A 26,190-nucleotide genomic window follows, 5' to 3' on the forward strand; every position below is an offset into this window, starting at 1 on the left:
CGTAGGAGGCATCATGACTTCGATCCAGAAGCAGACTCACTTCGCCGTCTTCGACGTGCTGGAGGTGGAGAGCGGCGGCACGGCCGACGCCCTCGTCGACACCATCACCCGCGAGGTGGCCGACTGGGTGAGTGCGGCACCGGGTTTCCTGCTGTCCCGTGTCCATGTGGGCCTCGGCGGCTCCGCCGTGGTCCATCACACCCGCTGGACCGACGAGGAGCGTTACCGCGCCTCGTTCCCGGACGCGGCGGACGCCGGTGTCCTGTGTGATCTCGGCCGGCGGTCCGGAGTGCTCGCTTCGTCGGTCCGCACGGGCGTGTCGGCGGGCGGGATCGAAGGTCCCGCGGCCGGGCGGCCGCCCGGCGTCGTGGCCGTCGCCACTCGCCACTTCACCGGCCCGGGACCGGCCCGCGCGGTCGTCGATCTGCTCCATCGCACCGGGGAGTGGAAGCGCGACTTCCCGGGCTTCATCTCGGCCACCGCCTATCTCTCCTCCGACGGCACGAGGTTCGTCAACTACCCGATGTGGGTCGACCGTTCCGCCTACGACGCCTGGATGGCGGACCCCCGCATCGCCGAGGGGCAGGCGGAGATCGCCCGCCTGGAATCCGCCCCGCCCGAGTACCTGGTGTGCACCGTCGCCGCGCACACCGCCGCCCGAGACGTCCCGGAGGCTTCGCGGTGGACATCCTGACCGGACCCACGGCCGCCGGGGAGGCGGATCGTCCCGTCCCGGCCTCGCGTCGGCAGTCATCTGCCCCGGCAGGCCATGAGACAGCTCCCGATCCGCTCCTCGCCGGAGCGGACGAGACCGACCCGACGGAGTCGCACATTGTCCGCGGTATCGACTGACCGTGCTCGGGTCGTCCCACACCGACCGAGGGGGAACATGACCCAGAGCCCCGCCCCGGTGCGGGAGATCGTTCTCGACGCTCGGGGCATCCGGCTGTCGGCGTTGCTCAGCGAAGCACGCGACGGCCCGCCGCGGGCCGTCGTGGTCGCCCTGCACGGGGGTGGGATGCGAGCCGGCTACTTCCACGGCCCTGCCGATCCCGGGTTGTCGCTGCTCACGCTCGGCGCCGACCTCGGCTACACCGTGCTGGCCCTGGACCGTCCGGGCTATGGCCTGTCCGCCGCCGCGCTGCCGCGCGGGCAGACGCTGGCCGACCAGGCCGCCACCGTACTGGCGGCACTGGACGGCTTCGCTGTGCACCACAGCACGGGAGCCGGGTTGTTCGTCGTGGCGCACTCCTTCGGCGGGAAACTCGCCCTGGCTCTGGCCGCCGAAGGCACCGACCTGATCGGACTGGACATCTCCGGCCTCGGCCATCGCTACGCCGTCGACCCGGGTCGACTCGCCACCCTCCACGACCGGCGCACCGCGGCACTGCACTGGGGACCACTCGGGCTCTACCCGCCGTCCACGTTCCGCCTCGCCGCACCGCTCGTGGGACCGCTGCCCGAACGGGAGGAGCGCCAGGCACGGCACTGGCCCGAGGCCTTTTCCGACCTCGCGCGACGGGTAAGGACCCCCGTCCGCTTGACCTACGCCGAGCACGAGCGCTGGTGGCGCCACGACGAGGACACGCTTTCCGAGATGACCGCTCTGCTGGCGACGCCGACGGTCTGCGTGGACCGGCTGCCGCGGGCCGGGCACAACATCAGCCTGGGATGGGCGGCCCGCACCTACCACCTGAGGGCCCTGGCGTTCCTGGAGGAGTGCCTCCAGCCCTCCCGCGATCTCTGACGAATCCGCTGTGAAAGCCCGCTTTGAAAACCTACGAGAAACAAGGGGATGGTCGGTCATGTCGATAGCAGTGGAATCGTGTGCGCCGCTGTTCAGCCCGCAGTACTTCCAGGATCCCTATCCGACCTTCGGGTGGCTGCGGGAGAACTCCCCGGTCCATGAGTTCGAGTTCCCGGTCGGCAACGTGCGCACCTGGCTCGTGACGGGCTTCGAGGACGTTCGGGCGCTGCTCGCGGACCCGCGTTTCAGCTCGGAGGGCGGCACCTGGGGGAACCCGGAGTTCAAGGAGGCCGGTCTGGTCAGCGGCGCGGGCAGCGTGCTGGAGAAGGCGGTCACCGTGGTCGACCCGCCGACGCACACCCGGCTGCGCCGACTGGCCATGAGCGCCTTCACACCGCGCCGGACCGCGCAGTGGCGGCAGACCGTGGAAAGGGCCGTGTCCTCCGTCCTGGACCAGTGCGAGGCCAGGGGAGAGTTCGACGTCATGGACGACTACGCCGGTCCGGTGTCGTCGGCGGTCATGGGGGAGATCCTGGGCCTGCGGATCGACCGCCACAAGGAGTTGGTGGACGCGCTCGCCCAGGCCTTTCCGTCGGATGCCTCCCGCATGGAGCAGGTGCCCGAGGGCTTCGCGCGGATCTGCGACTACGCCGCGGAACTGGTGACCCAGAAGCGGCAGAACCCGGCGGACGACCTCACCACAGCGCTCGTGCACGCTCGCGAGAACGAGGACCGGCTTTCGGAGGAGGAACTGGTTGCCATGGTGGCGGCCATGATCCTCGCCGGCAGTGACACCATCCGGGCCTTCGTGGGCAATGCCGTGCTCGCCCTGCTGGACCACCCGGACCAGCTCCGTCTGATGCTGGAGCGGCCCGATCTGGACGCCGGTGCGCTGGAGGAACTCCTGCGCTACGAAGGGGCGCTCACCACCGCCCTGTTCCGGGTGACGACCGAGGAAATGGAGTTCGCGGGGACGGTCCTGCCGGCCGGAGCACCGGTGATCGCGGCGCTGCTGTCGGCGAACCGCGACCCCCGCCAGTTCGGCGACCCCGACCGGCTCGACCTCACGCGTACCGGACTGCGCCATGTCGGCTTCGGTCACGGACTGCACAACTGCCTCGGCGCAGCGCTCGCCCGCCTTGAGGGGCAGGCAGCGATTCCCGCGCTGTTCCGCAGGTTTCCACGGCTCACCGCGGCGATACCGCGCGAGGAGCTCCGTTACATCGAGAACTGGGCCATGCGGCGGCTGGTCCGGCTCCCCGTGAGGGCCGAGGGCGCGGGAGCGGGAGCGGCATGACCGTGGACGAAGAGGCCGTATTGCGGGCCACCGTGCGGATCGACCGGGGACTGTGCCGGGGGACCGGCCTGTGCCAGGCGATGTCGCCCGCCTTGTTCCGGCTGACAGGAGCGGGCCACGCGGTCGCCGTGGAGAGCGAGTTGCGCGACGGAGCGGCTCTCAGGACCGCCCGGTCCATCGAGGAGTGCTGCCCCATGGGGGCCATCGAGGTCATCCAGGAACCCGGCCCGGATGGGGCGGACAACGTGACGAAAGGTGAAGACACATGAGCGGCAACGAGCCGGTGGCGGACCAGTCCGAAGCCATCCTGTCGAAGCTGTGGGAGCGGAACTACGATCCGCTGACCGTAGAGATCATCAGCCGTCTGCCGCTACGCCCCGACGCGCGCTGCCTGGACGTGGGCGCCGGGGCCGGCTCCATGTCCTACTGGCTGGCCGAGCGGGTGCCGGACGGCTCCGTGCTCGCCTTGGACGTCGACACCAGCTTGCTGGACGAGTCACGGGCACGCGGTCTGACGGTGCGACAAGAAGACGTCGAACAGAGCGAGTTCGCGCCCGGAACCTTCGACCTCATCCTCGTCCGGGGTGTGCTCTCGGCACTCCGCGAGCCCGACGACCTCATCACCCGCGCGGTGCGCTGGCTCGCCCCGGGGGGCTGGCTGGTCGCGGAGGACTTCTACTTCCTGCCCGCGGAGGACGCCGTCACCCCCGTCGGACGCGCGGTCATCGACGCGTACCTGAGGGCCTTCCGCGCTCACGGGGCGGACATGCGGTTCGCCCGTCGGCTGCCCGCCCGGTTGGCGCAGGCCGGCCTGACCGCCGTCGACCTGCACCTCAGGCCCCTGGGCCCGGGGCAGGGCGAGTACGAGAACGAACTCATGCGCCGCCGCCTGGAGTTGCAGGGACAGCCGCTGGTCGACAACGGCTGGGTGAGTGCCGAGGAGATAGCCGAGTTCGTCGCCGGTCTCGACCGGCCGGAGGCCCGGGATGTCACGACGTTCCTGTTCTCGGTGTGGGGACAGCGGACCGGGTCATGAACCGGGAGCCCACGGAGGGCGGCTGGTCAACCGCCCTTGACTTCAACTTAGGTTGAACTTTTACGGTAGTGATGGCCGCCCGAGATCGGGCCCCGAGTCGCTGGAGGATGAGACGTGCGCCCCGCACCGACGGCAAAGGAACCCCCCGGAAACGGCACCGGCGGTCAGGCTGCCGTGCTCGTGCTCGCCGGAACCCTGACCATCATGGCCGGAGCCGTGGTGGCTCCCGCGATACCCGGCATACGCGCCGCCTTCTCGGACACGGCGGACGTCGACCTGCTGGCGAGGATGACGACCAGCGCACACGCCCTGGCCATCGTGCTGTTCTCGCCCTTAGCGGGCGGGCTTTCCGAGCGCATGGGCCGCAAACGTGCCCTCGTCGTCGGCATGTTCGCCTTCGCGCTGGGCGGCAGTTCAGGTTTCTACCTGCCGGACCTCATCAGCATCCTCGCCGGCCGGGTCGTCCTCGGTCTCGGGGTCTCGCTCGTCATGACCAACAGCGTGGCTCTGATCGCGGATCTGTACGAGGGATCCGAGCGCCAGCGCCTGCTGGGGCGCCAGACCGCTGCCGGTGCCTTCGGCGGCGTGGTGCTCCTGGTGGGCGGCGGCGCCCTCGCCGGCCTCGGATGGCGCACGGTGTTCCTCGTCTACCTCCTCGGCGCGGCCCTCATGATCCCCGCACTGAAATACCTGCCGGACATCCGGTCTCAGGCCCCGGGCGCGGCCACCTCCGACAGCTCCGCACCACTTGCCCGGCGGCACTGGCCGGCTGGTCTGGCGGCAGCGCTCGCGGCGATGTTCCTGGGGCAGATCGCCTTCTACTCGGTGCCGGTGCAGGTGCCGTTCCTGGTCGAGGACCACTTCCACGCGACCTCGGTGGCCTCCGGTGCCGTCATCGCCGTACAGACCCTCACCACCGGTGTGGTGTCGCTGCGCTTCGCGCGCATCCGACGCCTGGCCGGTGAACGCTCTCTCGTGGCAGTGGCCTTCGCCTGCATAGGCATCGGCTACCTGGTGCTGTTCATGGCCCCGCACGTCGCCGTCCTGGCGGTGGGGACGCTGGTGATGGGGGCGGGCCTGGGTGTCCTCATGCCGAACCTCAACAACTGGGTGATCAACGCGGCCCCGCCCGAGGCACGCAGCCGCTACGCCGGGTTCCTGACCACCGCGCTGTTCCTCGGGCAGTTCCTCGCGCCGGTCGTCACCCAGCCCGTGGTCAACGCCCTCGACATCCAGCCACTGTTCCTGGTGATCGCCCTGGGCGCCCTGCTTGTCGCAGCGGTCTACCTCACCAGCGCGCGGCGACGGACGCGCGCCGCCGCGGCGAGCCCCACCCCCGAGCCGCGCCCGGACGACGCGTCCGAGCAACCGGGCCGCAAGGCGGGCCGAGCGCACTGACGCTCCCTGTGTCCGCCTGTCTCCCCATGTCCGCTCTTCCCCAAGGTTCAGCCATGCCACTCGATACGAGCACCAGCCGACGGGTCGACTTCGTCCTCGACCTCATCTGCGTCCACTCCTATCTGGCGTTCACCCGCTTCGAACGGGCCGCGGAGCGACGTCGTGCCGACGGCGTGCGGATCCAGGTGGCCATTTCGCCCTTTCAGATCGCTCCGGACGCCCCGGCCCAGGGCGAACCGCTGTCCGACCGCCACGCACGGGACTTCGGAGCCGAGGCCGATCGGATGACGACACGCATGGCGGCCATCGGCGCGAAGGAAGGCCTGGAACTGGACTTCGAGCGAGCGGTCTTCGTCAACACCTTCCGGGCCCACCTGCTGCTGGCCGCCGCCGGGAGCCAGGCCCGCGGGGAACCGATGGCCGAACGCCTCTTTCGCGCGTACTTCTCCGAAGGACTCAACATCGGTGATCCGGCCACGTTGGACCGACTTGCGGCCGAGGTCGGCGTCACACCTTTTCCCGTGGACGAACAGGAGCCGCACGCCGAGGAGTTGACGGCGGAACTGGAGCGGATTCGCGGCCTGGGCGTCCGCCAGGTACCGCTCATCCATGTCGACACCGGCGCCACCCTGTCCGGCGCACGATCCGAGGAGGACTACCTCGACGCGCTGTCGCAGCCCGCCCGCACACACTGACGCCTCTCGCCTCTCCCCCCGGCCCGCGGCAAGCGCGGCCGGCCGACTCAGCCAATCACTCCAGAAGGAGGACCATGTCCACGTCACCCCTGCGTATCGCAGTCATCTGCGCCAGCGTCCGCGAAGGCAGGTTCGGCCCCAAGCCCGCGCGGTGGATCGCCGACCAGGCCGGCCAGCGCGGCGACACCGAGGTCGACTTCATCGACCTGGGCGACCACCCCCTGCCCGTGGCGCTGTCGCAGTCCCCGGACCCCGGCGTCACGGAGGTGCTCGCGCAGGTGACCCCTCGGCTTGAGGCGGCGGACGCCTTCATCGTGGTGACGCCGGAGTACAACCACAGCTATCCCGCCTCGCTGAAGTCCCTTCTCGACTGGCACTACACGCAGTGGCGGGCCAAGCCGGTGGCCCTGGTCTCGTACGGCGGCCTGGCGGGCGGTCTGCGGGCCGCCGAACACCTCCGGCCCGTCTTCGCCGAGCTGCACGCGGTGACGATCCGTGAGCAGGTGAGCTTCCACATGGCCTGGGAGAAGTTCGACGAGGACGGTGGCCCGACGGAGCCGGAGAGCGTCAACGCCGCTGCCAAGACCATGCTGGACCAGCTCATGTGGTGGGGCGAGGCTCTGCGCGAGGCTCGCGAGAAGCGACCGTACGGGGAGTGATCAGGGTGCCGGGGCGCGGCGGTCACGCCGCGGCGCTGGCTTCCCGTCCGAAGCGGAAGCCCACCCCGCGCACGTTGACGATCCAGCTGTTGCCGCCCAGTTTGTTCCGCAGGCTGTTGACATGAGTGTCGATGGTCCGGCCGACGGCAGCCGATCCGTTGTGCCAGACGCGCTCCATCAGCTCTTTCCGGCTGAAGACACTGTCAGGACGCGAGGCGAGCACATTGAGCAGGTCGAACTCCTTTCGTGTCAACGTCAGGGGTTTGCCGCCCAGGCACGCCTCGCGCATGGCCGCGTCGATCCGTAGCGGGCCACGCACGATGGTCCGGGTCGGGGGCGCCGGGCGGGCACGGCGTAGGACGGCGTCCACGCGGGCCATCAACTCCTGCACGCCATAGGGCTTGTCCAGGCAGTCGTCACAGCCTGCCTGGAACCCCAGAACCCGTTCGAGTTCGGTGCCTCGCGCGGTGAAGGCGATCATGGGGGTATCGGATGCGGCGCGTATCTCGGCGCAGACCTGCAGACCGTCCAGGTCCGGCAGGTCCAGGCCTATCAGGATGATGTCCGCCCGATGATGCTGCTGTAAGGCGGCTTTGCCGGTTTCGACGGTCCAGGGTTCGAATCCGCTCCTTTCCATCACCTTGACAATGTGCCGGGAAGAGGCAGTGTCGTTCTCCGCGATGAGCACCCGCATGACAGAAGTCTCCAATGAGCCAGAGGAACGCCGAAGATGGGTGATGAACACTGAGTTCCGATTCGAATCCTCAGCGTAAAACCCCGGCGTCTGATCTTGTCAATGAGGCAAGATTTAAATCGGTGTAACCACCGAGCGGCCATGCTTTGGTGGTCCTCTGCAGGCGGACGAACCTCCTGCGCAGTGCAAGGGTTTCGCCTGGGCCCGTCCGCCACGGTTTCTTTGGTATGTCAAACATCACAGGGTGGTTTGAAGGTGCACCGATTGGTGAGGGGTCACTCTCGGTGATGCCGAAGGGTGTGGTTGTCGACGCCGCGGACCTGGTGGGTCCAATGGCCGATCTCAGGTCAAGGTGAGTTCCAGGACCGTGACCGAGAGCGGTGGCAGCGTGCTCGTGAAGGTCGCCGCGGGGACCGGCCACACCGCGTGCCAGCGGCTCGCCTGCCACTGCACGACCCCAACACCACCGATGTGGATCGACGACGACTGGCTCGAGCTGGCGCGCGAGGTCCGCGTCGCCACCGTCATCCGCCACGACGGCCGCTGGGCCCGCCTGTACAACGGCGCCCGCTCCATCTGCACGGCCTTCGCCCACGACGAGCCGGGTGACCACAGCCATCTACCACCCATCTCCGGCCGGGCCAAATCGCGGATTCCGCGGATCCTCTCTCCTCGACGGCCGCCTCTCCGCAGCCCGTCAGTAACTCCAACCCGCAGTTACACCGCTCGATTGACAGGCCCATAAATTGCTCATGCATGGGGATCCTTCAGAGCGAGTCAATCTTGGCAGAGGATCTTCTCTCGCACAGGGTCCCGCTGTGTGCCTCCTGGAGGGTTGCCAGGGCTGTCGCCTCATCAGGGCGGCCGGTGTTACTCGCGCGCATCGCCGGCGGACAAGCCGCCGGCTGCCGCCGTCGGCCACGCTCCGTTTCCCTCTGTCCGCGGTCAGCGCGACTGGATCTGGAGGCCGCCGTACGCGACGACGGCGCCGCCGGCCGCGGTTGCGGCCCCTCGGACGATGCCGGCCTCCGCGAGCGGGGTGTCGAAGCAGCGCTGCTCGCCGAAGTCGCGGGTCAGTCCGTCGGTGATGCGGAACACCCCGCCGAGCGGACCGACGTCCTCGCCGAAGACGAGGACCCGTTCGTCCTCGCGCAGCGCGTCGCGCAGGGCGGTGTTGAGCGCCTGCGCCATCGTGACCTTGGCCATGGTCGTCAGTCCTCCTGGGCCTGGGCGGATTCGGCGAGTTCGACCGCCAACTGGGCTCGCTGCTCGCGCAGTTGTGGGGTGGGATCGGCGTAGACGTGGTCGAACAGCTCCAGCGGGTCCAGTACGGAGTCCGCGTTCATGCCTGCGCGCACCCGTGCCGCCAGCTCCTCGGCCTCCTCCCGCAGCGCCGCCACGTCCTCGTCGGCGAGGGCGCCGCGCGAGCGCAGGTATGTCTCCAGACGGTCGACCGGGTCGGCGGACCGCCACTGGTCGACCTCGTCGTCCTCCCGGTAGCGGGTGGCGTCGTCGGCGTTGGTGTGCGCGTCCATGCGGTAGGTGTGCGCCTCGACCAGGACGGGGCCGTGACCGGCGCGGGCGTGCTCGACGGCCGCGGTCAGCACCGCCAGCATCGCGACCAGGTCGTTGCCGTCGACCTGCTCGGAGCGCACCCCGCAGCCGATGCCCTTGTACGCCAGGGCGGGTGCCGCGGTCTGCCGGGCCAGCGGTACGGAGATCGCGTACTTGTTGTTCTGCACGAAGAAGACGACCGGGGAGCGGAAGACGGCCGCGAAGTTCAGCGCCTCGTGGAAGTCGCCCTCGCTGGTCGCCCCGTCCCCGACGAGCGCCATCGCCACACCGGCCTCGCCCTTGCGGCGCAGGGACTCGGCCATGCCCGTCGCGTGCAGCACCTGGGTGGCCAGCGGGGTGCACTGGGGCGCGACACGGGTGGCGGCGGGGTTGTAGCCGCAGTGCCAGTCGCCGCGCAGCAGCGTGAGCACCTCGACGGGGTCGATGCCGCGCGTCACCAGGGCGACGGAGTCGCGGTAGGTCGGAAACAGCCAGTCGTCCGGGCGCAGTGCGAGCACGGCGCCGATCTGGCAGGCCTCCTGGCCACGGCTGGAGGGGTAGACCGCGAGGCGGCCCTGCTTGGTGAGGGCGGTCGCCTGGGAGTCGAACCGGCGGCCCAGGACCATGCGCCGCCAGGCGTCTATCAGGGTCTCGACCTCGGGCTCGGTGCAGTCGGCCGGTTGCTTCGCGACCGGTGTGCCGTCCTCGGCCACGAACCGCACCGGCGTCAGGGACGGCAGGAGGCCCTGGACCGTCTGGCGGAGGCTCTTCACAGACATGGAGGGCACTCGCTTTCTCTGGACACTTGACAGGAGAACGGTGGCCGTCGCGGAATATGTGTTCAGCAGCTCGGCCGAACCGGCGATGAACTGCCGAACATCAGGGTCTGGGAGGACAAAGTGTCCGAGGAAAGCTCGCTGCCGGGGGCAGTGGCCGGACGAACTGCCGTCCCGCTCGACGACATCGACCGGCAGATCCTGAGCCGGCTCCTCGAGGACGGCCGGATCTCGGTCCGCGCCCTCGCCGAGCAGGTGCACATCTCCCGGGCCAACGCCTACACCCGCATCGGCCGGCTCGTGGCCGAGGACGTCATCACGGGCTTCACCGCCCAGCTCAACGCCCAGCGGGCGGGCCTGGGCACGAGCGCCTACGTCACGATGAGCATCGAGCAGAACGCCTGGCGCGACATCTCGCACGAGCTGCGCGAGATCCCGTACGTGGAGCACGTCGCCCTCGTCACCGGAGACTTCGACGTCCTGGTGCTCGTCCGCGCCCCGGACAACCTCGTGCTGCGCCAGGTGGTGCTGGAGAAGATCCAGGGCATCCCAGGTGTGCGCTCCACCCGCACCTGGCTCGTCTTCGACGAGGTGCGGGGGCGCGGCGCCACGTGGACGGACTGAGAACCGACGCGGTCATACGTCGACCAGCTCCGCGGTGCCCCCTGGCCGGCCCGGTGCCGGGACGGGAGCCGCCGCCGGTGCGTGCCGCCGGGAGCGCACCACGCGGAACCGACCGGTGACGAAGTGGACACCGCAGCCCGGAAGTTCGGCGAGGGCCGAGGACGGGTCGGCGGGCAGGTCGTCGAGGTTCTCCACCAGATGCACCCCGGCGTCCAGCGCCGCCGTCTCGGCCGCCGCCAGCACCAGCGGGTCGGTGGAGTGCACCGAGGCGCACAGCGCGCCGTGCCGCGCCACGGTACGGCGCAGGAGAGCGAGGCTGTGCGAGGTCGAGTCGGTGCCCACCAGGAAGGAGACGAGCCCCGGCCACTCGCGCGTGTAGACGCGTTCGTCGGAGGCGCGCAGCCGCACCAGCAGCGGACTGCGCAGGTCGGCGCGCGGGTGGTCGGGATGGGCCACGGGGCCGGAGGCATGCAGGACCGGGCCGTGGCGTGCGGCGTCCGTCAGGGCGCCGCGCACCTCGTCGGTGGTGATCGCGCCCAGCACCCTGGCCGCGCGGGCGGGATGCCCGAGCAGCCGGTCCACGGCGTCGCCGAGGTCGGCCCCGAGGTCCCGCAGCGTCTTGTGCCCCTCGTCGGTGCTGAAGCCCCGCTCCGGAACCAGGATGTTCTGCGGCGTGGTGCGCACCGTCCCGTTGCACCGGCACGAGGCGAGGGCAAGACCCCGGATCAGGCCCCGGTAGTCGTCGGTGGAGTCCACGACCACGGTGTTCAGTCCGGTCCGGTTGGCGAACACGGCGGCCTGGCGGGCGTGTTGCTCCAGCCAGTCGGCGAAACGCGCGTAGCCCGTGTAGTCGACGATGCGCACCGCCGGGTCCGTGGCCAGCCGCCGGTGCACCTGCCGTTCCGGTTCCGCCACCGCCAGGGTCACGAGGTCGGGGGAGTGACCGGCCTCCGCCAGCACCTGCCGGGCGACGCGCACCGTGATCGCCAGCGGCAGCACCGAGCGCGGGTGCGGAGCCACGACGACAGGGTTGCCGGTCACCAGGCTGGCGAACAGGCCCGGATACCCGTTCCAGAGCGGGAAGTCGGGACAGCCGACGAGCAGCGCCACCCCGCGGGGCACCAGGGCGCAGGTGCCCTGGAGCGGTTGCCCGCCTCGTTCGGCGCTCTTCCAGTGCAGGGCGGCCGGGACGCGTTCCGACTCGGCGAGGGCCAGGGCCACCGCCTCCAGGGCGCGGTCCTGGGCGCGTGGCCCAGCGGCGCGCAAGGCTCCCTGGAGGGGCTGGCCGGTGGTGTGGTGCACCGAGAGGGCCAGCTCGTGGCTGCGGGTGTTGAGCCGGCGCAGAATCTCCACGGCGAGCCCGGCGCGCTGATGCGGGCCGGCGGCCCGCCAGCCGGCCGCCGCACGCCCGGCCGCCGCGACCAGCTCCGAGGGATCGCAGCGCGGGTAGTCGATGGCCAGAGCGAGGCCGTACGGCGACGACTCCGTGCGCACACGGCCGAGTTCGCCGGGCTGCCCCAGGTCGAAGGGCCGCCCCAGCAGTGAGCGGAACACCTTCCCCGCGGTGCGGGTCGACCTCATGCCGGCGTCGGCCGCGTCCTGGCCGGTGGCCTCGGTGAAGGGGCGACGGGACTCACCGGAGGCGATGGCGCGAACGACGCTCCGCAGCAGCTCTCGGTGCCGTTCGTAGGGACCGGGGAGCACGGCCGTCAGCCTCGCCGGCTCGCCGCGAGCGAGAGGAGGGCGTCGTTCTCCTCCGGCAGCCCGATCGTCACCCGGACGCCCTCGCCGGGGAACGGGCGGACCACGACCTTCCCGTCGGCGCAGTGCCGGGCGAAGTCCGCGCTGTCGTCGCCGAGCGGCAGCCAGACGAAGTTGGACCGGGAGTCGGGCACGTCATGGCCCAGCGCCCGCAACCGCTCGGTGACACGGTCGCGTTCGGCGACCGTGAGGGCGGCCCGCCGCACGACCTCCGCGCCCTCGCCGAGGGCGACCACGGCGGCCCGCTGGGCGAGCCCACTGACACTGAACGGCACCTGCGTCCGGCGCACGTGCGCCGCGATCCCGGGCGGCGCGACGCAGTAGCCGACCCGGAGTCCCGCCAGTCCGTACGCCTTCGAGAAGGTCCGCAGCACCGCCACGTTCGGACGGTCGCCGAGGAGGGCGAGGCCGTCGGGGACCAGGGCGGGATCGGCGTACTCCCGGTACGCCTCGTCGACGACGATCAGTACATCCCGGGGCACCCGGTCCGCGAAGTCGGTCAGGGCCCGCGCACCGACAGCCGTGGACGTCGGGTTGTTGGGGTTGCACACGAAGACCAGCCGGGTCCGGGCGGTGATCGCCGCGGCCATGGCATCGAGGTCGAGGGCGTGGTCGCGCAGCGGCACCCGCACCGCCGTACCGCCTGCCACGGCGGTGAGGATCGGGTACGCCTCGAACGACCGCCAGCCGAAGACGACCTCGTCACCGGGCCCCACGACGGTGTGCAGCAACTGCCCGCACACCTCGGACGAACCGGCGCCCACCGCGATCCGGTCCGGCTGGACCCCGTGGTGCGCCGCCAGGGCCTCGACCAGCGAGCCGGCGTGCAGATCGGGGTACCGCGACACACCGCCGGCGGCCTCCGCGAGGGTCGCGGCCACCCCCGGCAGCAACCCGTAGGGGGACTCGTTGCCGGCCAGCACGATGGCCCCGGGCAGTTTGCGGCCCGGAACGTAGGCGGGCAGCTGGGACAGGGACGCACGGACACGCACCATGCTGGTCTCGCTTCTGCAGCGCTGGGACCCGAGGCCTGGCCGTCGGGCACTTTGACAGGCAAATCGTGAAGAGAGGACGACAAGCGTTCAACTGCTTGGGAAATTCGGCTACGAATCGCCGAAAACGAGGCACATGATCGGCAAACCGTCTCCCGGCGCGCCTCGCGGGACCCGTACCGCGAGACGGACGGCACACCCCCTGCCAGGCCCCGGGCCGCCTCCCTGATCACAGGACGGACACAGCGCGCCCTCGATGTCCCCGCCGCCGGCGAGGCGCCAGCAGACTGCTCGCCGCCCGGCCACCCGGTGTCCGCACCCGTCCCGTTCCGATCGAGGGAGACCATGCACACCACCAAGACCCGCTTCCGTCACGGAGCCCTGACGGCGGGCGCGGCGGTCCTCGCCCTGCTCGCGGTCGGCTGCTCGAAGGCGTCCGCGGGCGCGCAGACCGGCGGCTGCCGTGACGACGCCGAGTGGTCGGGACGGCAGCAGGCCGCCTGGCTGCGGAGCGCGGTCGCCTTCCAAGGGACGACCGACGGGGCCGGACCGTCGTACGCCAAGGCATCGGTCGTCCTCCACCCACCGCGTACGGGTGATGTCCGGGCACTGTGCCGACCACTGGCCGTGCAGGTCGAGTTCTGGGCGCTCACCGCCAGGTCGACGGGGCCGGAGACGTCGTTCGTCATGCGCCACGAACTGTCCATGGACGGCAGCAACACCCGGACCGTCGCTTTCCCGAGCGGCCTGCCCACCGGACGGGACGGCACGTGCACCCGTGTTCTTGTCGCGGCGTACGCGGGCAGACCTCTGGCCGGCGGCGAACTGCCGCGGGTCACAGGGGAATTGGCCACCGCCGGGGACGCAGACGTGCGGTTCGGGACGGAGTGGATCGGTGTGCACCGGCTGCTCCCGGCGCAGGACCCCGCACAGTGCGACGCGGACCGGTCGACGCCGAACCCTTCACCCACCGCGTCGACGGGCTGGGACATCTACCATCCGTGACACGGTCGTGGCGGTGGTCGGCCGCAACCAAGGTCAGGTGTGCGGCGTGTACCGGTCAACCGGGCCACCGGGCCACCGGGCCACCGGGCCACCGGGCGCGCCGGGCGGCAGAGTGGTGTCCATCGTCAGTGCCGAGCCGTCGACGAGCACGTGCGGCCCGGCGGCCTCCACGGCTTCGACGGGCCCGTACCGCAGGCCGCTCTGTCCGTGGGGGCCGCCGGGCCCGGCTCACCTGGCCGCGCCGTCCGCCGGGCGAGGGTCAGGCATAGGGATCGAAGCCGATCCCCGACGGCTTGGCGCGGTCGAGGGCGTACTGGAAGTCGCCGTCGTCGATCTTCAGCGTGGCCGAGCCGAAGTCCGCGCCGATGAGCTTCTCGCGGTACCCGGCGGGATAGCCGTTCCAGCCCACGAGGCGCGGGAAGAACCAGCCGCCCGTGGCGTTCTCCGGCGGCTCGTCGTTGGCGCTCGCGAACCGGAAGCAGTGGGTCGAGACACCGTCCTTGTGGTAGACGATCTTCGGGTGGGTGCCGTCGAAACGCACCGCGGACCGAGCTGCCACCTGGTAGCCGGAGTGCTGCGAGACCGACACGTACTGGACCTGGTCGCCGGAGACCCACACCACGACGTGCTCCCAGTCATGGGTGTGCCCGATGGCCGCCGGACCGAGCGTCGCCTGGTCCTTCTCGAAGTAGCTGGCGTACATCACGGCACACCAGCCGTTGTTGCACTTCTCCCTCGAGTACGTGTTGGCGTTGGCCAGTTGGGCGTAGTCGTGGCACTTGCCGTTGACGTCGCCGCCGAGTTTCAGCCCGGGGTTGATCGTGCCGTCGGCGCCGATCGCGGCGGTCGCGTAGCAGCCGTCGCGGTCGTAGTCGTAGGCGGGGGAGAAGGTCTGCTCCAGGCCGTCGGCGTTCTGGGGCAGCAGGGTCAGCACGCTCGCGTGGGCGCTCGCGGGGACCGCCACGACGAGAGCCAGGGCGCCGAGGGCCGTGATCAGTGATCTCAACTTCCGCATGTCGTGCCCCTGTTCAGCAGTAGAGGTTGCCGCCGGGGGCGACCCCGAGGATCGACGTGAACCGGTTGTAGGCGTCGACCCGGCTCTGCACCTGGGCGGGATTGCGGCCGTCGCACTCCAGGGAGCCGTTGATCGAGCGGATCGTCTGTCCGAAGCCTGCCTGGTTGACCATGGCGTTGTGCGGGGTCATGGTGCCGGGGCCGGACTGGGTGTTCCAGTACCAGAGACCGGTCTTCCAGGCCACGGCGGAGTCGTTCTGCACCAGCCAGGGGTTGTTGAGGAGGTCGATCCGCAACGCGTCGCCCGCGGCCTTGTAGTTGAAGTTCCAGGACAGCTGGATCGGGCCGCGGCCGTAGTAGGCGGCCTGACCGGCGGGGCAGCCGTACGGCTGGTTCCAGTCGCAGTATGTGGGGTAGTTGGCGGTGTTCTGCTCGACGATGTGCACCAGCCCGCCGGTCTCGTGGTTCACGTTGGCGAGGAAGGCCGCCGCCTCCTGCTTCTTCACCGTGTCGCTGCCGGTGTTCGCGAAACCGGGGTAGGCGCTCAGCGCCGCGACCAGGCCGCTGTAGGTGTAGAAGGAGTTCCGGTTCGGGAACATCTGGTTGAACTGCGCCTCGCTGACGACGAATCCGGACGGTGTGCCGCCGCCTCCGCTCGCGGGCGCGTTCCACTTCTGGTTGGCCGTACCGGCGCAGGTCCAGATCTGCAGCCGGGCGCCGTTGGCGCTGCTGTTGTCCCGGACGTCCAGGCACTTGTTCGCGGCCGGATTGACGATGTCGCGCGCGGCGGAGACCACCCACTGCTGGTTGGCGCCGCCCGAGCAGTCCCACAGCTGTACGGCCGCGCCGTCGGCGGTGCTGCGGTCGGCGATGTCCAGACACTTGCCGAGCGCCCGCAGGGTCCCGTCACCGGAGTTGGACCAGACCTGGGCGCCGGTGCCGTTGCAGTCGTAGAGCTGTACGGCCGTGCCGTTGGCGGCGGACGCGCCCGCCACGTCGACGCACTTGCCGGCGAGGCCGGTGATCGTGCCGGAGGCGGCGTGTGCGGGCGTCACCGTGAACAGCGCGGTGAGCACGGCGGCGAGGACGGGGAAGACCGCGAAGCGGCCTCTGCGCAGGGACACGGACATGGGTGAGCACGCTCCTTGAGGGGGGTGGGGGATGCCGGAGGGACCGCCCCTCCCGGTCGGGAAGTCGAGAGGGGGCGGCTGAAGGACGGAGCTCTACGGGTAGCTGGTCAGATTGGCCACGTTGGTCGAGGAGTTGGACGGGCCGCCGATGCCGTTGACGACGTGCCGGATGGTGCCGGTGCCGCCGAGGGAGACCGTCACCATGCTCTGGAAGCGCACTCCCGCGGTGTTGGGTGCCTCGATGGCCCGTTCCGCGGCCACACCGGGGTTCACGTTGAAGTAGCAGTAGCTGCCGAGGCCGTAGGCCTGGTGGCTGGTGACCGAGTCGGCGACCTTGTAGGCGGCGTAGCCCTGCGTGGAGCCGTTCATCCAGGCCGCCTGGTTGGGCGGGTCGTAGGGCATCTCGTTCTGGTAGAAGTACGTGCGGCCGCCGTTGCCGTTCCAGATGGTCTGGTACTTCTGGTAGTGCTCGACGAACAGGCCGTACGCCGTGACGTTGTCGCCGTTGACGATCAGGCCCGTGTCCGCGGTGTTGGTGTTCCAGCCGACGCCGCTGCCGTGGTCGGCACGCCAGATCCACATGTGGTCGCCGATGACGTTGTCGCTGTTGATCACGAGGCTGGTGGTCGCCTTGCCGACGCCCGCGCCGCCGACGCGGAAGTACACGTCGTGCAGGGAGGTCGGGTTCGCGGCGTGGGAGGCGGCGGAGCCGGACGGGCCGACCTCCATCAGCGTGGGCGAGTTGGTGGTGCCCGCGTCGAAGAGGACGCCCGCGACCTTCACGCCGTCGACGTCGGCCACCTTCATCGCGGTGACGCCGTTGTCCGGCACGAACGTGGCCAGGCCGAGCCCGAGGACGACGGTGTCTGCGCGGTTCACCTGCAGCGTCTGGTTCAGGTGGTACACCCCCGGTGTGACCAGGAGGTTCTTGCCCGCCGCCAGCGCCGCGTTGATGTCCGCGGCACTCGCGCCGGGCTTCACGACGTAGAAGGTGTCCAGGGAGAGGGAGCTGCCGGCCGGGGAGCCGTTCGCCCAGCTGGTGCCCGTGGAGTTGGATCGCACGGACGGCACGAACACCTTGTAGGCGCCGTCGCCGTCGACGTACAGGAACGGCTTCTCACGGCTGACCGGGGACTGCGCGACCGTGGTGTGGGGCGGGTTGGGGAAGGTGGTGCCCGGGACGCCCTGGCTGCCGACGAAGACCATGTTCCAGTTGGCGCCGGTCCAGCTGCCGAGCTGCGAGTTGCGGGTCAACCACTGTTGCTGGCTGCCGGAGTTGACCTGACCGTCGATCTTCGTGTCGGCGAGCAGGCCGCCGCTGGACCAACCGTTGTCGTCCAGGGCGAGGTTGCCGCGCAGATGCATCCGGCGGTACGCAGCCGCCTGCGAGACCGCCCAACGGTCGCTGCCGCCGGTGGGGTTGACGGACAGGTTCTCGGCCCCGCGCCAGAAGTTCTGCGTCGCGTTGCCCTGGAACCAGTCCGCCTCCGCGTGCACGGCACCGTTGATCGTCACCGCGTCCGGGGTCAGGCCCAGCCCCGCGACCTGGGTGTAGAAGCCGACGTTGGCGTCCGCGGTGTAGGAGCCCGGCTTGAACAGGACGGCGTAGCGCTGGGAGCCGAACTGGTTGGTCTCCTGCTGCTGGAAGATCGAGTTCAGCCTCGACTGGATCGTCGAGGACGACATCGACGGGTCGAAGACGACGACGTTCGGGCCGAGGTCCGGGTTCGCGGCCGACTGGGTCACGGGCACCACCTGGAAGCGCTGGGCCGCGCTGCCGTTGCACGTGTACTGCACGAACTGCACGCTGTCGGCGGTCGAGGCGCCCGGGTCGTCCAGGCACTTGCCGCTGTTGCGGTTGACGAAGTGGTAGGCGCCGCCGCCCTCGTGGACGGGCAGCCACTGCTGGTTGGCGCCGCCGCCGTAGGCCCAGAGGTGGACGGGCGCGTTGTCGGCGGTGGAGACGTCGGCGACGTCCACGACCTGGCCGGTGCTGTTGCGGGTGTCGAGGCGGACATAGCCGTCGCTCGTGGCGGTGAAGCTCCACTGCTGGGCGGTGGTGCCGTTGCAGGCGTACTGCTGGACGACGGTGCCGTTGGCGGTGCCCGCCGACCGGGCGTCCAGACACCGTCCGCTTGCCGCGTTCATGACAGTAGAGAAGCCGGTGGGGAGCGCGGCGGCGGCTTCGGCCGGTGTCGGCAGGGAGGTCAGGACGGACGCGGCGGCGGCCGTGACGAGCGCGGCGGCGCCGGATCTGCGAAGGCGCGTGAGGGTGTGCATGCACAGGGCCCTTCGTGGGGGGTGAGGGTGTCGCGAGGTGTCTGGCTGACCCGTGAACCTAAAGGTCTGGACCACTTACGTCAAGAGGTGAAGTAAGCCTTGAGGGAAGGTGGTTGGTGCTGGGGGAATCCGGGAGTTCCGCTTCGGAGGGCTTGGGTGGCCATGGAGGGGCACCCGGCGGGATGTCGTCGGCCGGGAGGGAGCCTGCGCTGTGATCGCCGTAGCCGTGTCGCTGCTGCCCGCCCTCGGGGTGCTGCTGTACGCCATGGACCGCATCGAGGACCGATTGTCGGCCAGGTCGTCGGCGCCCCGGCACGCCAGGCGGCGTCACCTGCGACTGGTCCGCGGCGCCGCCCCGGACGGCGGTCCGGGCAGCGGTCCCCACGGCGGTCCGCACGACACCTCGACGCGGCGTGACGCCGTCGGCGCGGTGATCGGGCGGCTGCTGCCCCGAACCGTCGTGGTCGCTCGCGGACGTCCCACCGATGTCCGGATTGGGAGGGTGTCCGGGGGTACTCGGGCGGCATGAAGCTGCATCTTCCTGGACACAAAGAGCACCACGCCGGTGACGAGGCTCCAAGGCGCGAGGCCCCGCCGTCCGAGGAGGTGGGCCCCGGGCCCGCCGTGGAGGAGCGTGCGCCGGACACACCGACGCAGCTGCCGAAGACGGCGTGGGGTGCGGTGCTGCGGGGCAGCCTGCGGGAGTTCAAGGACGACGAACTCACCGACCGGGCCGCGGCGTTGACCTACTACGGCCTGTTGTCGCTCTTCCCGGCCCTGCTGGTCCTGGTGTCGATGCTCGGCCTGACCGGCAAGTCCGCCACGGACACGGTGCTGAAGAACCTCCAACAGTTCACCCCGGGCTCCGCCCGCGACATCATCACCGGCGCCGTCGAGCAACTGCAGAACAACGCCGGCGTCGGCTCGCTCATGGCGATCGTCGGCATCGTCCTGGCGGTGTGGTCGGCGTCCGGGTACGTGGCCGCGTTCATGCGCTCCGCCAACCGGGTCTACGACATGCCGGAGGGTCGCCCCATCTGGAAGATCCTCCCGGTGCGGGTCGGTCTGACGGTCGTCCTGATGGTGCTCGCCGTCATCAGCGCCCTGATCGTCGTCTTCACCGGCACCCTGGCCCGCAAGGCGGGCACGGCGCTCGGGATCGGTGACACCGCCCTGACGGTGTGGTCGATCGCCAAGTGGCCGGTCCTGGTGATCCTGGTGACGATCATGATCGCGCTCCTGTACTGGGCCGCCCCGAACGCCCGGGTGAAGGGGTTCAGGTGGATCACACCGGGCAGCTTCCTCGCCCTCGTCATCTGGCTGGTCGCGTCCGCCGGATTCGCGTTCTACGTCGCCAACTTCGGCTCGTACAACAAGACCTACGGCACCATGGCCGGCGTCATCGTCTTCCTGATCTGGCTGTGGATCAGCAACCTGGCGATCCTCCTGGGCCTGGAGTTCGACGCCGAGTCCGTCCGGCAGCGGGCGATCGCCGGAGGCATGCCGCCCGAGCAGGAGCCCTACACGGAGCCGCGCGACACCAGGACCTGGGACGAGCAGGACCTGCGTCGGGTCGACGAGCCGGGACCGGCGCGCGACCGGTGACCCACTGATCCTCCTGCGCGCCGCGCGCCGCTTGTCTCGGTGAGCTCGGCACGACCGCAGGTCATGAGATCGCTGGCGGACGTGCCCGAGCCGGACGGGACTCCGACGCGGCGGGCCGCCTCCCGGACCCCGCCGGGGCGGCCAAGGTGCTGTCGGCGGTGGCCGGGTCCGTGACGGGCGGCGGCCTCGGCCGTGGAGGCCGGCTCGCCCGGCGGAGGGCAAGAAGCCGCAGTGCGGTGCCGCCGCCGTGACGGCGTGGAAGGGCGGGTGGCGGGGCCGCGGGGCAGGGCAGCGGCGTACGGACCGGTGGTCTGGGTGGTGAGCGCCGGGGCGTGGCGCGCGAGCCAGGCGGGGACGAGGCGGACGGCGAAGGAGACGACGCCGACGGAGACGACGGCGAGGCAGACCACGCCGACGGAGACGACGGCGAGGCAGACCACGCCGACGGAGACGACGGCGAGGCAGGCGACGGCGAAAGACAGGGAAGCAGACGACGCCGAGGCAGCAGGCGGCACCGCCGACGACATCACGGGGATTCCTGCACCACCCTCCCGGCCGCCAGAGCGCCGACGGATGTGCGAGGCGCGTCGGCCCGCTCGGACCTGCTGAGCGGGCCGACGCCGTCGTGTGCCCACGGCCCCACACCGCGGGCGCACCGGACAAGCCACCGTGGACCGCCGCCGCGGCTCCCCAGGGACCCAGCCTGCAGGTACCCATATCCCGCGAGGTAATCCTGGTGAGCCCGCGACGCATGAGACGGAGCCTGTGCGAAGGGGAGCGTTGACCGGGCGACCCGGTTCGTCCTACCGTCGTCGCACGACGTGCCGGAACGTTCCGGCAGAGAAGCGGCGGCACCTCGCCGCGGAAAGCGGAGCGACCCATGGGCCTGTCGTCCACGGACTGGCTGGTGCGACCCGTCGCGCCGATCGACGAAGCGACCGCGGCGGCCGTGCTGGCGAGCCGGTTCGGGGTGCGGGGCACCGTGCGGGACCTGGGCAGCCAGCAGGACCGCAACTACCGGGTGCGCGGCGAGGCGGGGGAGTACGTCCTCAAGGTCGCCAACCCCGCCACCTCGACGGCCGAGTTGAGGGCCCAGTGCGACGCCGTGGACCACCTGGCCCGCGCGCTGCCCGGTCTCCGGCTGCCCTCGGCACGCCCGGGCGTGGACGGTGACGTGGTGCAGCCCTTCCCCGTGGACGGAGCCGCCCTCTCCTGCCGGCTGCTGGACTTCGTGCCGGGTGAGCCGATCATGGACAGTCGCTATCTCGCCCCGGTTGTCGTCGCGCGCCTCGGCGAACTCGCCGGAGGGATCGCCGCCGCCCTCGCCGACTTCACCGCGCCCGAGACCGACCGCTTCCGGCCGTGGGACCTGCGCAACGCCCTCGCGGTGGTCGAGGCACTCGCCCCGCACTGGCCCGACCGCACCCGCGCCGAGCGGGTGCTGAGCGCCGCCCGGGCCGCGTACGCCCTCGTGGAACCGCACGCGAAGGAGCTGCCCGTCCAGTTCGTCCACGGCGACATCACCGACAACAACGTCGTCTGCGAGCCGGCCGGGGACGGCCGGCGGATGCCCGTCGGAGTGATCGACTTCGGGGACCTCGGCGCCGGCTGGACCGTGGCGGAACTGGCCGTCACCTGCACCTCCGTCCTGCACCACCACGGCGCCGCCCCCTCCTGCGTCCTGCCCGCCGTCCGCGCCTTCGACGCCGCCCGCCCGCTCTCGGACGAGGAGACGGCCGTGCTGTGGCCCCTCGTCGTGCTGCGGGCGGCCGTCCTGGTGGTCAGCGGGCAGTACGACGTCCTCCAGGACCCCGGCAACGGTTACGCGTCCGCGGCCCTGGCCCGGGAGTGGGCCATGTTCGAGTCCGCCGTCTCCGTCCCGGCACAGGTCATGACGGCCCAGCTGCGGGAGACGCTCGGCCGGACCGTGCCGCACGGCTCCGTCATGCCCACCCACCGCATGCTGCCGGACCTGCCCGACGACGTACCGGCGCTCGACCTCTCCGCGCAGAGCGACGACCTGCACACGGGCCGCTGGCTCGAGGCGGACGCCGAAGCGGCGCTGGCCGCCGGACGGCCGGCGGCACGCACCCGGCACGGCGAGTTCCGCCTGACCCGGACCGCCATCGACACCACGGACACCCCGGCGACCTGCGCCCTCGGAGTGGACCTGCACCTGGCGGACCCGGCGGCGGTGCACGCCCCCTGGGCGGGCACCCTCACCCGGCACGCCGACGGCACCCTCGACCTGCGCGGCGAGGGGCCGGTCCTGTGGCTGTACGGCATCGAAGGACCGCCCGCATCCGGTCCCGTCGCCGCCGGGCAGCCCCTCGGCACAGTCGCCGAGCGGAACGGCGGACACATCCTCGGACTGCAGCTGTCGACCCTGGCCGACCGGCGCCCACCCCGTTTCGCCACCCCGGACCTGGCCGCCGGCTGGCTGGCGGTGAGCCCCGACCCGACGGCACTGATCACCCGGCGGGACCCGCAGGAGCCCTCCGCCGAAAAGGATCTCCTCGACCGCCGCGACCGCGCCTTCGCCACCGTCCAGGAGCACTACTACGACGAGCCGCCCCGCATCGAACGCGGCTGGCGCCACCACCTCGTCGACACCCGGGCCCGCGGCTACCTCGACATGCTCAACAACGTGACCATCCTCGGCCACGGCCACCCCGGGCTGAGCGATGCCGTGCACCGCCAGTGGCGGCGCCTGAACACCAACTCCCGCTTCCACTACGGCTCGGTGGTGGAACTCTCCGAGCGGCTCACCGCGCTCCTGCCCACGGACCTGGACACCGTCTTCCTCGTCAACAGCGGCTCCGAGGCCGTGGACCTCGCCCTGCGCCTGGCCTGGGCGGCGACCGGACGGCAGGACACCATCGCGGTCGAGGAGGCGTACCACGGATGGACGTACGCGAGCGACGCGGTCTCCACCTCGATCGCGGACAACCCGAACGCCCTTTCCTCACGCCCGAGTTGGCTCCACACCGTGGCCGCACCCAACTCCTACCGCGGCCGCCACCGCGGTGCCGAGGCGAGGCGGTACGGCCCCGAGGCCGCCGCGCGGATCACCGAACTCGCGACACAGGGCCACGCGCCCGCCGCCTTCATCTGCGAGCCCTTCTACGGCAACGCGGGCGGGCTCCCCCTCCCCGACGGCTACCTGCGAGAGGTCTACGAGGCCACGCGCGCCGTCGGCGGTCTGTGCCTGGCGGACGAGGTGCAGGTCGGCTACGGCCGACTCGGCACCCACTTCTGGGGGTTCGAGCAGCAGGGCGTCGTACCGGACATCGTCACCGTGGCCAAGGCGATGGGCAACGGGCACCCGCTGGGCGCCGTGATCACCCGGCGTGAGATCGCCGACGCCTACCGCACCCAGGGCTACTTCTTCTCCTCGGCCGGCGGCAGCCCGGTCAGCAGCGTGGTCGGGCTGACCGTGCTGGACGCGCTGCGGGACGAACGGCTCCAGGACAACGCCCGGGACACCGGCGGGTACTTGAAGCGTCGGCTGGAGGAACTCGCCGACCGGCACCCGCTGATCGGCGCGGTGCACGGCTCGGGTCTCTACCTGGGCGTCGAGTTCGTGCGGGACCGCGAGACCCTGGAGCCGGCGACCGAGGAGACCGCCGCGATCTGCGAGCGGCTGCGCGAGCTCGGTGTGGTCGTCCAGCCGACCTCGGACCGGCAGTGCGTCCTGAAGATCAAGCCACCGCTGTGCCTGACCCGGCGCAGCGCCGACGTCTTCGCCGCCGCGCTGGACGACGTGCTGACCCACGGCTGGTGAGGCAGGGGTGCAGGCCAGGAGCCCACGCATGCCGACCGCGCCCGCCACGATCGCCGACGTCGCCCGTGAAGCGGGGGTCTCCAAGACCACCGCGTCGGACGCTCTGCGGGGCCACGGCCGGGTGTCCGACGCGACCCGCCGGACCGTCCTGGACGCCGCCCGGCGCCTCGGCTACGCGCCCAACCGCAGCGCCCGCAGCCTGCGCACCTCCGTCACGGACACCATCGGGCTGCACATCCCGGAGTTCCCCACCAATGCCGAGTACTACATGTCGTTCGTGTTCGGCGTCGCCGAACAGGCCGCACACGCGGGGCTCAACGTGACCCTGCTGTCCTCCGGCCGCCTCCCGCAGGTCGACGGGCTGATCCTGTGCGACCCGATGCCGGGGAACCCGGTCGTGGAACGGCTGATGGACGCGGGGCTCCCGGTCGTCACGGCCGAGCGCTACGCCGGCGAGAGGCAGCCCGACGGCGTGGTCTGGTCCGACCACGAGACGGCCATGACGGAACTCCTCGACCATGTGCGCGCGCAGGGCGCCCGCCGACCGGCGCTCATCGCCTCCGACACCACCGCCGACTGGGCCCTCACCCTCCAGCGCACCTACGCGCGCTGGTGCGCCGGTCACCGCATCAGGCCGCTGCTGCGCAAGGCGCCCTTCGGTGCCTCGCCGCAGGTGCTCCGGGGCGTCGTGGGGACGTTGCTCGCCGGGGCGCCCCGGACCGACGCGATCGTGTGCGCGGCCGACGGGGCCGCGGCGGCCGTCCTGCCCGAGATCCGGTCCACCGGCCGGGCCGTGGGCGAGGACCTGCTGCTGGCGTCCTGCGTCGACAGCCTGGCGATGCGGACCGCCGAGCCCCCGATCACCTCGATCGAGCTGAAACCCCGTCACATGGGCGCGGACTGCGCCCGGTTGCTGTGCGAGCTTCTCTCCGGAGCAGCGCCCCGCGGCACCACCCGCACGCTGCCCATCGACCTCGTCGTACGGGCCTCCACGGCCGCCTGAGGTGCCCGACCCCTGCCGCGTCAGTTCTCCGGGGCCGGCCCGCTGCTCGCGCGGATCACCAGGTCGACGGGGACGCGCGACTGCGGGTGCGGCGGGTTCGCCGAGTCGTCGATCCGGCTCAGCAGGAGCCGTAGCGACCGCGTGCCGATCTCCCCGAAGTCCGTGCGCACGGTCGTCAGCGGCGGCAGCAGATGCGCGGCCTCGGGGATGTCGTCGTAGCCCACCACGCTGACCTCGCCCGGCACGGAGCGGCCCGCCTCGTGGAAGGCGTGCAGGACACCGAGAGCCATCTGGTCGTTGGACACGAACACCGCGGTGACGTCCGTACGCCGGGTCAGCCGGCGCCCCAGGTGGTAGCCGGAGTCGGAGCTCCAGTCGCCGAAGAGCGGCTCGGGGACCGGCGCCCCGGCCGCCTCCAGCGTGGAGCGCCAGCTCGACAGCCGGCGGTCGGCGGAGGTCCAGCCACTGGGGCCCGCGATGTGCCAGACCGTGCGGTGGCCGAGCCCCAGCAGATGCTCGGTGGCCTTGCGGGCGCCCTCCCGGGAGTCCCCGGTGAGCCGTTCGGTCTCCGGGTCGAAGCCGTTCTCCAGCACCACCAGCGGGGTGTCGAACCGGGTGTCCGCCAGGGCATGGCCGACCCACAGCTGCGGCGCGATGGCGATCACCCCGTCCGCGCCCTCGGCCGACAGCCGGTCGACCGCCTCGACGACCGTGTCGTGCTCCGCCGTGTCCAGGGAGATCGAGCTGAGCAGGTAACCGGCCTCCTGGGCGGCCGTGTTGATCGCGGTCAGGATCGCTGCCGGTCCGTAGCGGGCCGCGTCGAAGGTGATGACCCCGAGCATCCGGGTGCGGCCGCTGGCCAGCGAACGGGCGCTGCGGCTGGGCCGGTAGCCGAGGGTCCGCATGGCCGTCAGGACCGCCTCGCGGGTCTCCGGGCGGACGGACGGATGCTCGTTGAGCACACGGGAGACGGTCTGCTTGGAGACACCGGCGAGCCGGGCCACGTCGTCCATCACCGGACGCGAGCCGGCGAAGTTGCGTCGGCTGCGCCCCTTCGGTGCGGCTCCCTCGGCGGCGCTTGGGGTCATGGTGGCGGTTTCCTCGACGTGGTGGGGGCGGTCGTGCGGCGGCGCGGG

The 26,190-nt window shown here is 71.2% G+C and carries 23 protein-coding genes; 14 read left to right on the forward strand and 9 right to left on the reverse strand.

Translation table 11 applies throughout. The features are described 5' to 3' along the window. The first annotated feature begins 13 nt into the window (after positions 1 to 13). The 8 genes from IOD14_RS16645 (at position 14) to IOD14_RS16680 (ending at position 6,832) form a co-directional block, all read left to right on the forward strand. Entirely contained in the window at positions 14 to 694 is a 681-nt protein-coding gene (locus IOD14_RS16645; RefSeq protein WP_212670641.1) for an antibiotic biosynthesis monooxygenase, read from the forward strand. Positions 695 to 889: 195 nt separating this feature from the next. After that, positions 890 to 1,747 carry an alpha/beta hydrolase gene (locus tag IOD14_RS16650; RefSeq protein WP_212670642.1) on the forward strand — a complete coding sequence of 286 codons (858 nt, stop codon included), beginning with the start codon at positions 890 to 892 and terminating at the stop codon, positions 1,745 to 1,747. A 58-nt stretch (positions 1,748 to 1,805) separates the two neighbouring features. Beyond that, complete coding sequence (locus IOD14_RS16655) at positions 1,806 to 3,044, forward strand: cytochrome P450 (RefSeq protein ID WP_123993684.1); 1,239 nt, start codon at positions 1,806 to 1,808, stop codon at positions 3,042 to 3,044. Further along, positions 3,041 to 3,313 (forward strand): ferredoxin, encoded by a 273-nt coding sequence (locus IOD14_RS16660; protein ID WP_123993683.1) that lies wholly within the window; start codon positions 3,041 to 3,043, stop codon positions 3,311 to 3,313. The genes IOD14_RS16655 and IOD14_RS16660 overlap by 4 nt, the downstream gene beginning before the upstream one ends. After that, positions 3,310 to 4,080, forward strand: coding sequence for a methyltransferase domain-containing protein (locus IOD14_RS16665; RefSeq protein WP_212670643.1), 771 nt, complete (start codon positions 3,310 to 3,312; stop codon positions 4,078 to 4,080). The genes IOD14_RS16660 and IOD14_RS16665 overlap by 4 nt, the downstream gene beginning before the upstream one ends. A 114-nt stretch (positions 4,081 to 4,194) precedes the next feature. After that, complete coding sequence (locus IOD14_RS16670) at positions 4,195 to 5,478, forward strand: MFS transporter (RefSeq protein ID WP_212670644.1); 1,284 nt, start codon at positions 4,195 to 4,197, stop codon at positions 5,476 to 5,478. A 53-nt stretch (positions 5,479 to 5,531) separates the two neighbouring features. Beyond that, a complete protein-coding gene (locus IOD14_RS16675) occupies positions 5,532 to 6,173 on the forward strand; it encodes a DsbA family protein (RefSeq protein ID WP_212670645.1) in 642 nt (213 codons plus the stop codon). Positions 6,174 to 6,247: 74 nt separating this feature from the next. After that, positions 6,248 to 6,832, forward strand: a complete 585-nt coding sequence (locus IOD14_RS16680) for an NAD(P)H-dependent oxidoreductase (RefSeq protein WP_123993679.1) — start codon at positions 6,248 to 6,250, stop codon at positions 6,830 to 6,832. A gap of 22 nt (positions 6,833 to 6,854) precedes the next feature. Here the strand turns inward: IOD14_RS16680 and IOD14_RS16685 are convergent, their stop codons facing one another. The 3 genes from IOD14_RS16685 to pdhA form a co-directional block, all read right to left on the reverse strand. Next, positions 6,855 to 7,526, reverse strand: coding sequence for a response regulator transcription factor (locus IOD14_RS16685; protein WP_123993678.1), 672 nt, complete (start codon positions 7,524 to 7,526; stop codon positions 6,855 to 6,857). Between the two features lie 945 nt (positions 7,527 to 8,471). Then, positions 8,472 to 8,732 carry a hypothetical protein gene (locus tag IOD14_RS16690; protein WP_348540888.1) on the reverse strand — a complete coding sequence of 87 codons (261 nt, stop codon included), beginning with the start codon at positions 8,730 to 8,732 and terminating at the stop codon, positions 8,472 to 8,474. A gap of 5 nt (positions 8,733 to 8,737) precedes the next feature. Next, on the reverse strand, positions 8,738 to 9,859 hold the full coding sequence (pdhA, locus tag IOD14_RS16695) for a pyruvate dehydrogenase (acetyl-transferring) E1 component subunit alpha (RefSeq protein WP_212670646.1): 1,122 nt from the start codon (positions 9,857 to 9,859) through the stop codon (positions 8,738 to 8,740). 120 nt (positions 9,860 to 9,979) lie between these two features. Between pdhA and IOD14_RS16700 the strand changes: the two genes are divergently transcribed. Further along, entirely contained in the window at positions 9,980 to 10,480 is a 501-nt protein-coding gene (locus tag IOD14_RS16700; protein ID WP_123993677.1) for an Lrp/AsnC family transcriptional regulator, read from the forward strand. Positions 10,481 to 10,492: 12 nt separating this feature from the next. Here IOD14_RS16700 and IOD14_RS16705 read toward each other — a convergent pair whose 3' ends face one another. Beyond that, entirely contained in the window at positions 10,493 to 12,184 is a 1,692-nt protein-coding gene (locus tag IOD14_RS16705; RefSeq protein WP_249125932.1) for an aldehyde dehydrogenase family protein, read from the reverse strand. A 5-nt stretch (positions 12,185 to 12,189) separates the two neighbouring features. Further along, positions 12,190 to 13,236 (reverse strand): histidinol-phosphate transaminase, encoded by a 1,047-nt coding sequence (locus tag IOD14_RS16710; RefSeq protein ID WP_123993675.1) that lies wholly within the window; start codon positions 13,234 to 13,236, stop codon positions 12,190 to 12,192. A 342-nt stretch (positions 13,237 to 13,578) separates the two neighbouring features. Between IOD14_RS16710 and IOD14_RS16715 the strand changes: the two genes are divergently transcribed. Beyond that, on the forward strand, positions 13,579 to 14,238 hold the full coding sequence (locus IOD14_RS16715) for a hypothetical protein (protein WP_123993674.1): 660 nt from the start codon (positions 13,579 to 13,581) through the stop codon (positions 14,236 to 14,238). 259 nt (positions 14,239 to 14,497) lie between these two features. Here the strand turns inward: IOD14_RS16715 and IOD14_RS16720 are convergent, their stop codons facing one another. The 3 genes from IOD14_RS16720 to IOD14_RS16730 all read right to left on the reverse strand — a co-directional run bounded on the left by IOD14_RS16720 (position 14,498) and on the right by IOD14_RS16730 (position 18,662). Then, positions 14,498 to 15,253 carry an NPP1 family protein gene (locus tag IOD14_RS16720; RefSeq protein ID WP_123993673.1) on the reverse strand — a complete coding sequence of 252 codons (756 nt, stop codon included), beginning with the start codon at positions 15,251 to 15,253 and terminating at the stop codon, positions 14,498 to 14,500. A gap of 13 nt (positions 15,254 to 15,266) precedes the next feature. Further along, positions 15,267 to 16,382: a chitinase gene (locus IOD14_RS16725; RefSeq protein WP_174269374.1), complete on the reverse strand. Its 1,116-nt coding sequence runs from the start codon at positions 16,380 to 16,382 to the stop codon at positions 15,267 to 15,269. Between the two features lie 93 nt (positions 16,383 to 16,475). Beyond that, positions 16,476 to 18,662, reverse strand: coding sequence for an RICIN domain-containing protein (locus IOD14_RS16730; RefSeq protein ID WP_212670647.1), 2,187 nt, complete (start codon positions 18,660 to 18,662; stop codon positions 16,476 to 16,478). Positions 18,663 to 18,873: 211 nt separating this feature from the next. On the opposite strand from IOD14_RS16730, the gene IOD14_RS16735 reads away from it, so the two are divergent. From IOD14_RS16735 to IOD14_RS16750, 4 genes are all read left to right on the forward strand, one after another. Next, positions 18,874 to 19,191, forward strand: a complete 318-nt coding sequence (locus tag IOD14_RS16735; protein WP_212670648.1) for a hypothetical protein — start codon at positions 18,874 to 18,876, stop codon at positions 19,189 to 19,191. Continuing rightward, a complete protein-coding gene (locus tag IOD14_RS16740; protein WP_123993670.1) occupies positions 19,188 to 20,267 on the forward strand; it encodes a YihY/virulence factor BrkB family protein in 1,080 nt (359 codons plus the stop codon). The genes IOD14_RS16735 and IOD14_RS16740 overlap by 4 nt, the downstream gene beginning before the upstream one ends. Positions 20,268 to 21,147: 880 nt before the next feature. Then, positions 21,148 to 24,051, forward strand: coding sequence for an aminotransferase (locus tag IOD14_RS16745; protein WP_212670649.1), 2,904 nt, complete (start codon positions 21,148 to 21,150; stop codon positions 24,049 to 24,051). A gap of 28 nt (positions 24,052 to 24,079) precedes the next feature. Further along, positions 24,080 to 25,054 (forward strand): LacI family DNA-binding transcriptional regulator, encoded by a 975-nt coding sequence (locus tag IOD14_RS16750; RefSeq protein WP_123993668.1) that lies wholly within the window; start codon positions 24,080 to 24,082, stop codon positions 25,052 to 25,054. Positions 25,055 to 25,074: 20 nt separating this feature from the next. On the opposite strand, the gene IOD14_RS16755 is transcribed toward IOD14_RS16750, so the two are convergent. Beyond that, the gene (locus IOD14_RS16755) at positions 25,075 to 26,142 is read right to left on the reverse strand and encodes a LacI family DNA-binding transcriptional regulator (protein ID WP_123993667.1); all 1,068 of its coding nucleotides are present in this window, start codon (positions 26,140 to 26,142) and stop codon (positions 25,075 to 25,077) included. Positions 26,143 to 26,190 lie beyond the last annotated feature (48 nt).

The organism is Streptomyces sp. A2-16, assembly GCF_018128905.1.
Lineage (GTDB): Bacteria > Actinomycetota > Actinomycetes > Streptomycetales > Streptomycetaceae > Streptomyces.

Coding starts and splice junctions, on each gene's coding strand:
- IOD14_RS16645 (WP_212670641.1), top strand. CDS start 14: ATGACTTCGATCCAGAAGCAGACTCACTTCGCCGTCTTCGACGTGCTG.
- IOD14_RS16650 (WP_212670642.1), top strand. CDS start 890: ATGACCCAGAGCCCCGCCCCGGTGCGGGAGATCGTTCTCGACGCTCGG.
- IOD14_RS16655 (WP_123993684.1), top strand. CDS start 1,806: ATGTCGATAGCAGTGGAATCGTGTGCGCCGCTGTTCAGCCCGCAGTAC.
- IOD14_RS16660 (WP_123993683.1), top strand. CDS start 3,041: ATGACCGTGGACGAAGAGGCCGTATTGCGGGCCACCGTGCGGATCGAC.
- IOD14_RS16665 (WP_212670643.1), top strand. CDS start 3,310: ATGAGCGGCAACGAGCCGGTGGCGGACCAGTCCGAAGCCATCCTGTCG.
- IOD14_RS16675 (WP_212670645.1), top strand. CDS start 5,532: ATGCCACTCGATACGAGCACCAGCCGACGGGTCGACTTCGTCCTCGAC.
- IOD14_RS16680 (WP_123993679.1), top strand. CDS start 6,248: ATGTCCACGTCACCCCTGCGTATCGCAGTCATCTGCGCCAGCGTCCGC.
- IOD14_RS16685 (WP_123993678.1), bottom strand. CDS start 7,526: ATGCGGGTGCTCATCGCGGAGAACGACACTGCCTCTTCCCGGCACATT.
- IOD14_RS16690 (WP_348540888.1), bottom strand. CDS start 8,732: ATGGCCAAGGTCACGATGGCGCAGGCGCTCAACACCGCCCTGCGCGAC.
- pdhA (WP_212670646.1), bottom strand. CDS start 9,859: ATGTCTGTGAAGAGCCTCCGCCAGACGGTCCAGGGCCTCCTGCCGTCC.
- IOD14_RS16710 (WP_123993675.1), bottom strand. CDS start 13,236: ATGGTGCGTGTCCGTGCGTCCCTGTCCCAGCTGCCCGCCTACGTTCCG.
- IOD14_RS16715 (WP_123993674.1), top strand. CDS start 13,579: ATGCACACCACCAAGACCCGCTTCCGTCACGGAGCCCTGACGGCGGGC.
- IOD14_RS16720 (WP_123993673.1), bottom strand. CDS start 15,253: ATGCGGAAGTTGAGATCACTGATCACGGCCCTCGGCGCCCTGGCTCTC.
- IOD14_RS16725 (WP_174269374.1), bottom strand. CDS start 16,382: ATGTCCGTGTCCCTGCGCAGAGGCCGCTTCGCGGTCTTCCCCGTCCTC.
- IOD14_RS16730 (WP_212670647.1), bottom strand. CDS start 18,662: ATGCACACCCTCACGCGCCTTCGCAGATCCGGCGCCGCCGCGCTCGTC.
- IOD14_RS16740 (WP_123993670.1), top strand. CDS start 19,188: ATGAAGCTGCATCTTCCTGGACACAAAGAGCACCACGCCGGTGACGAG.
- IOD14_RS16745 (WP_212670649.1), top strand. CDS start 21,148: ATGGGCCTGTCGTCCACGGACTGGCTGGTGCGACCCGTCGCGCCGATC.
- IOD14_RS16750 (WP_123993668.1), top strand. CDS start 24,080: ATGCCGACCGCGCCCGCCACGATCGCCGACGTCGCCCGTGAAGCGGGG.
- IOD14_RS16755 (WP_123993667.1), bottom strand. CDS start 26,142: ATGACCCCAAGCGCCGCCGAGGGAGCCGCACCGAAGGGGCGCAGCCGA.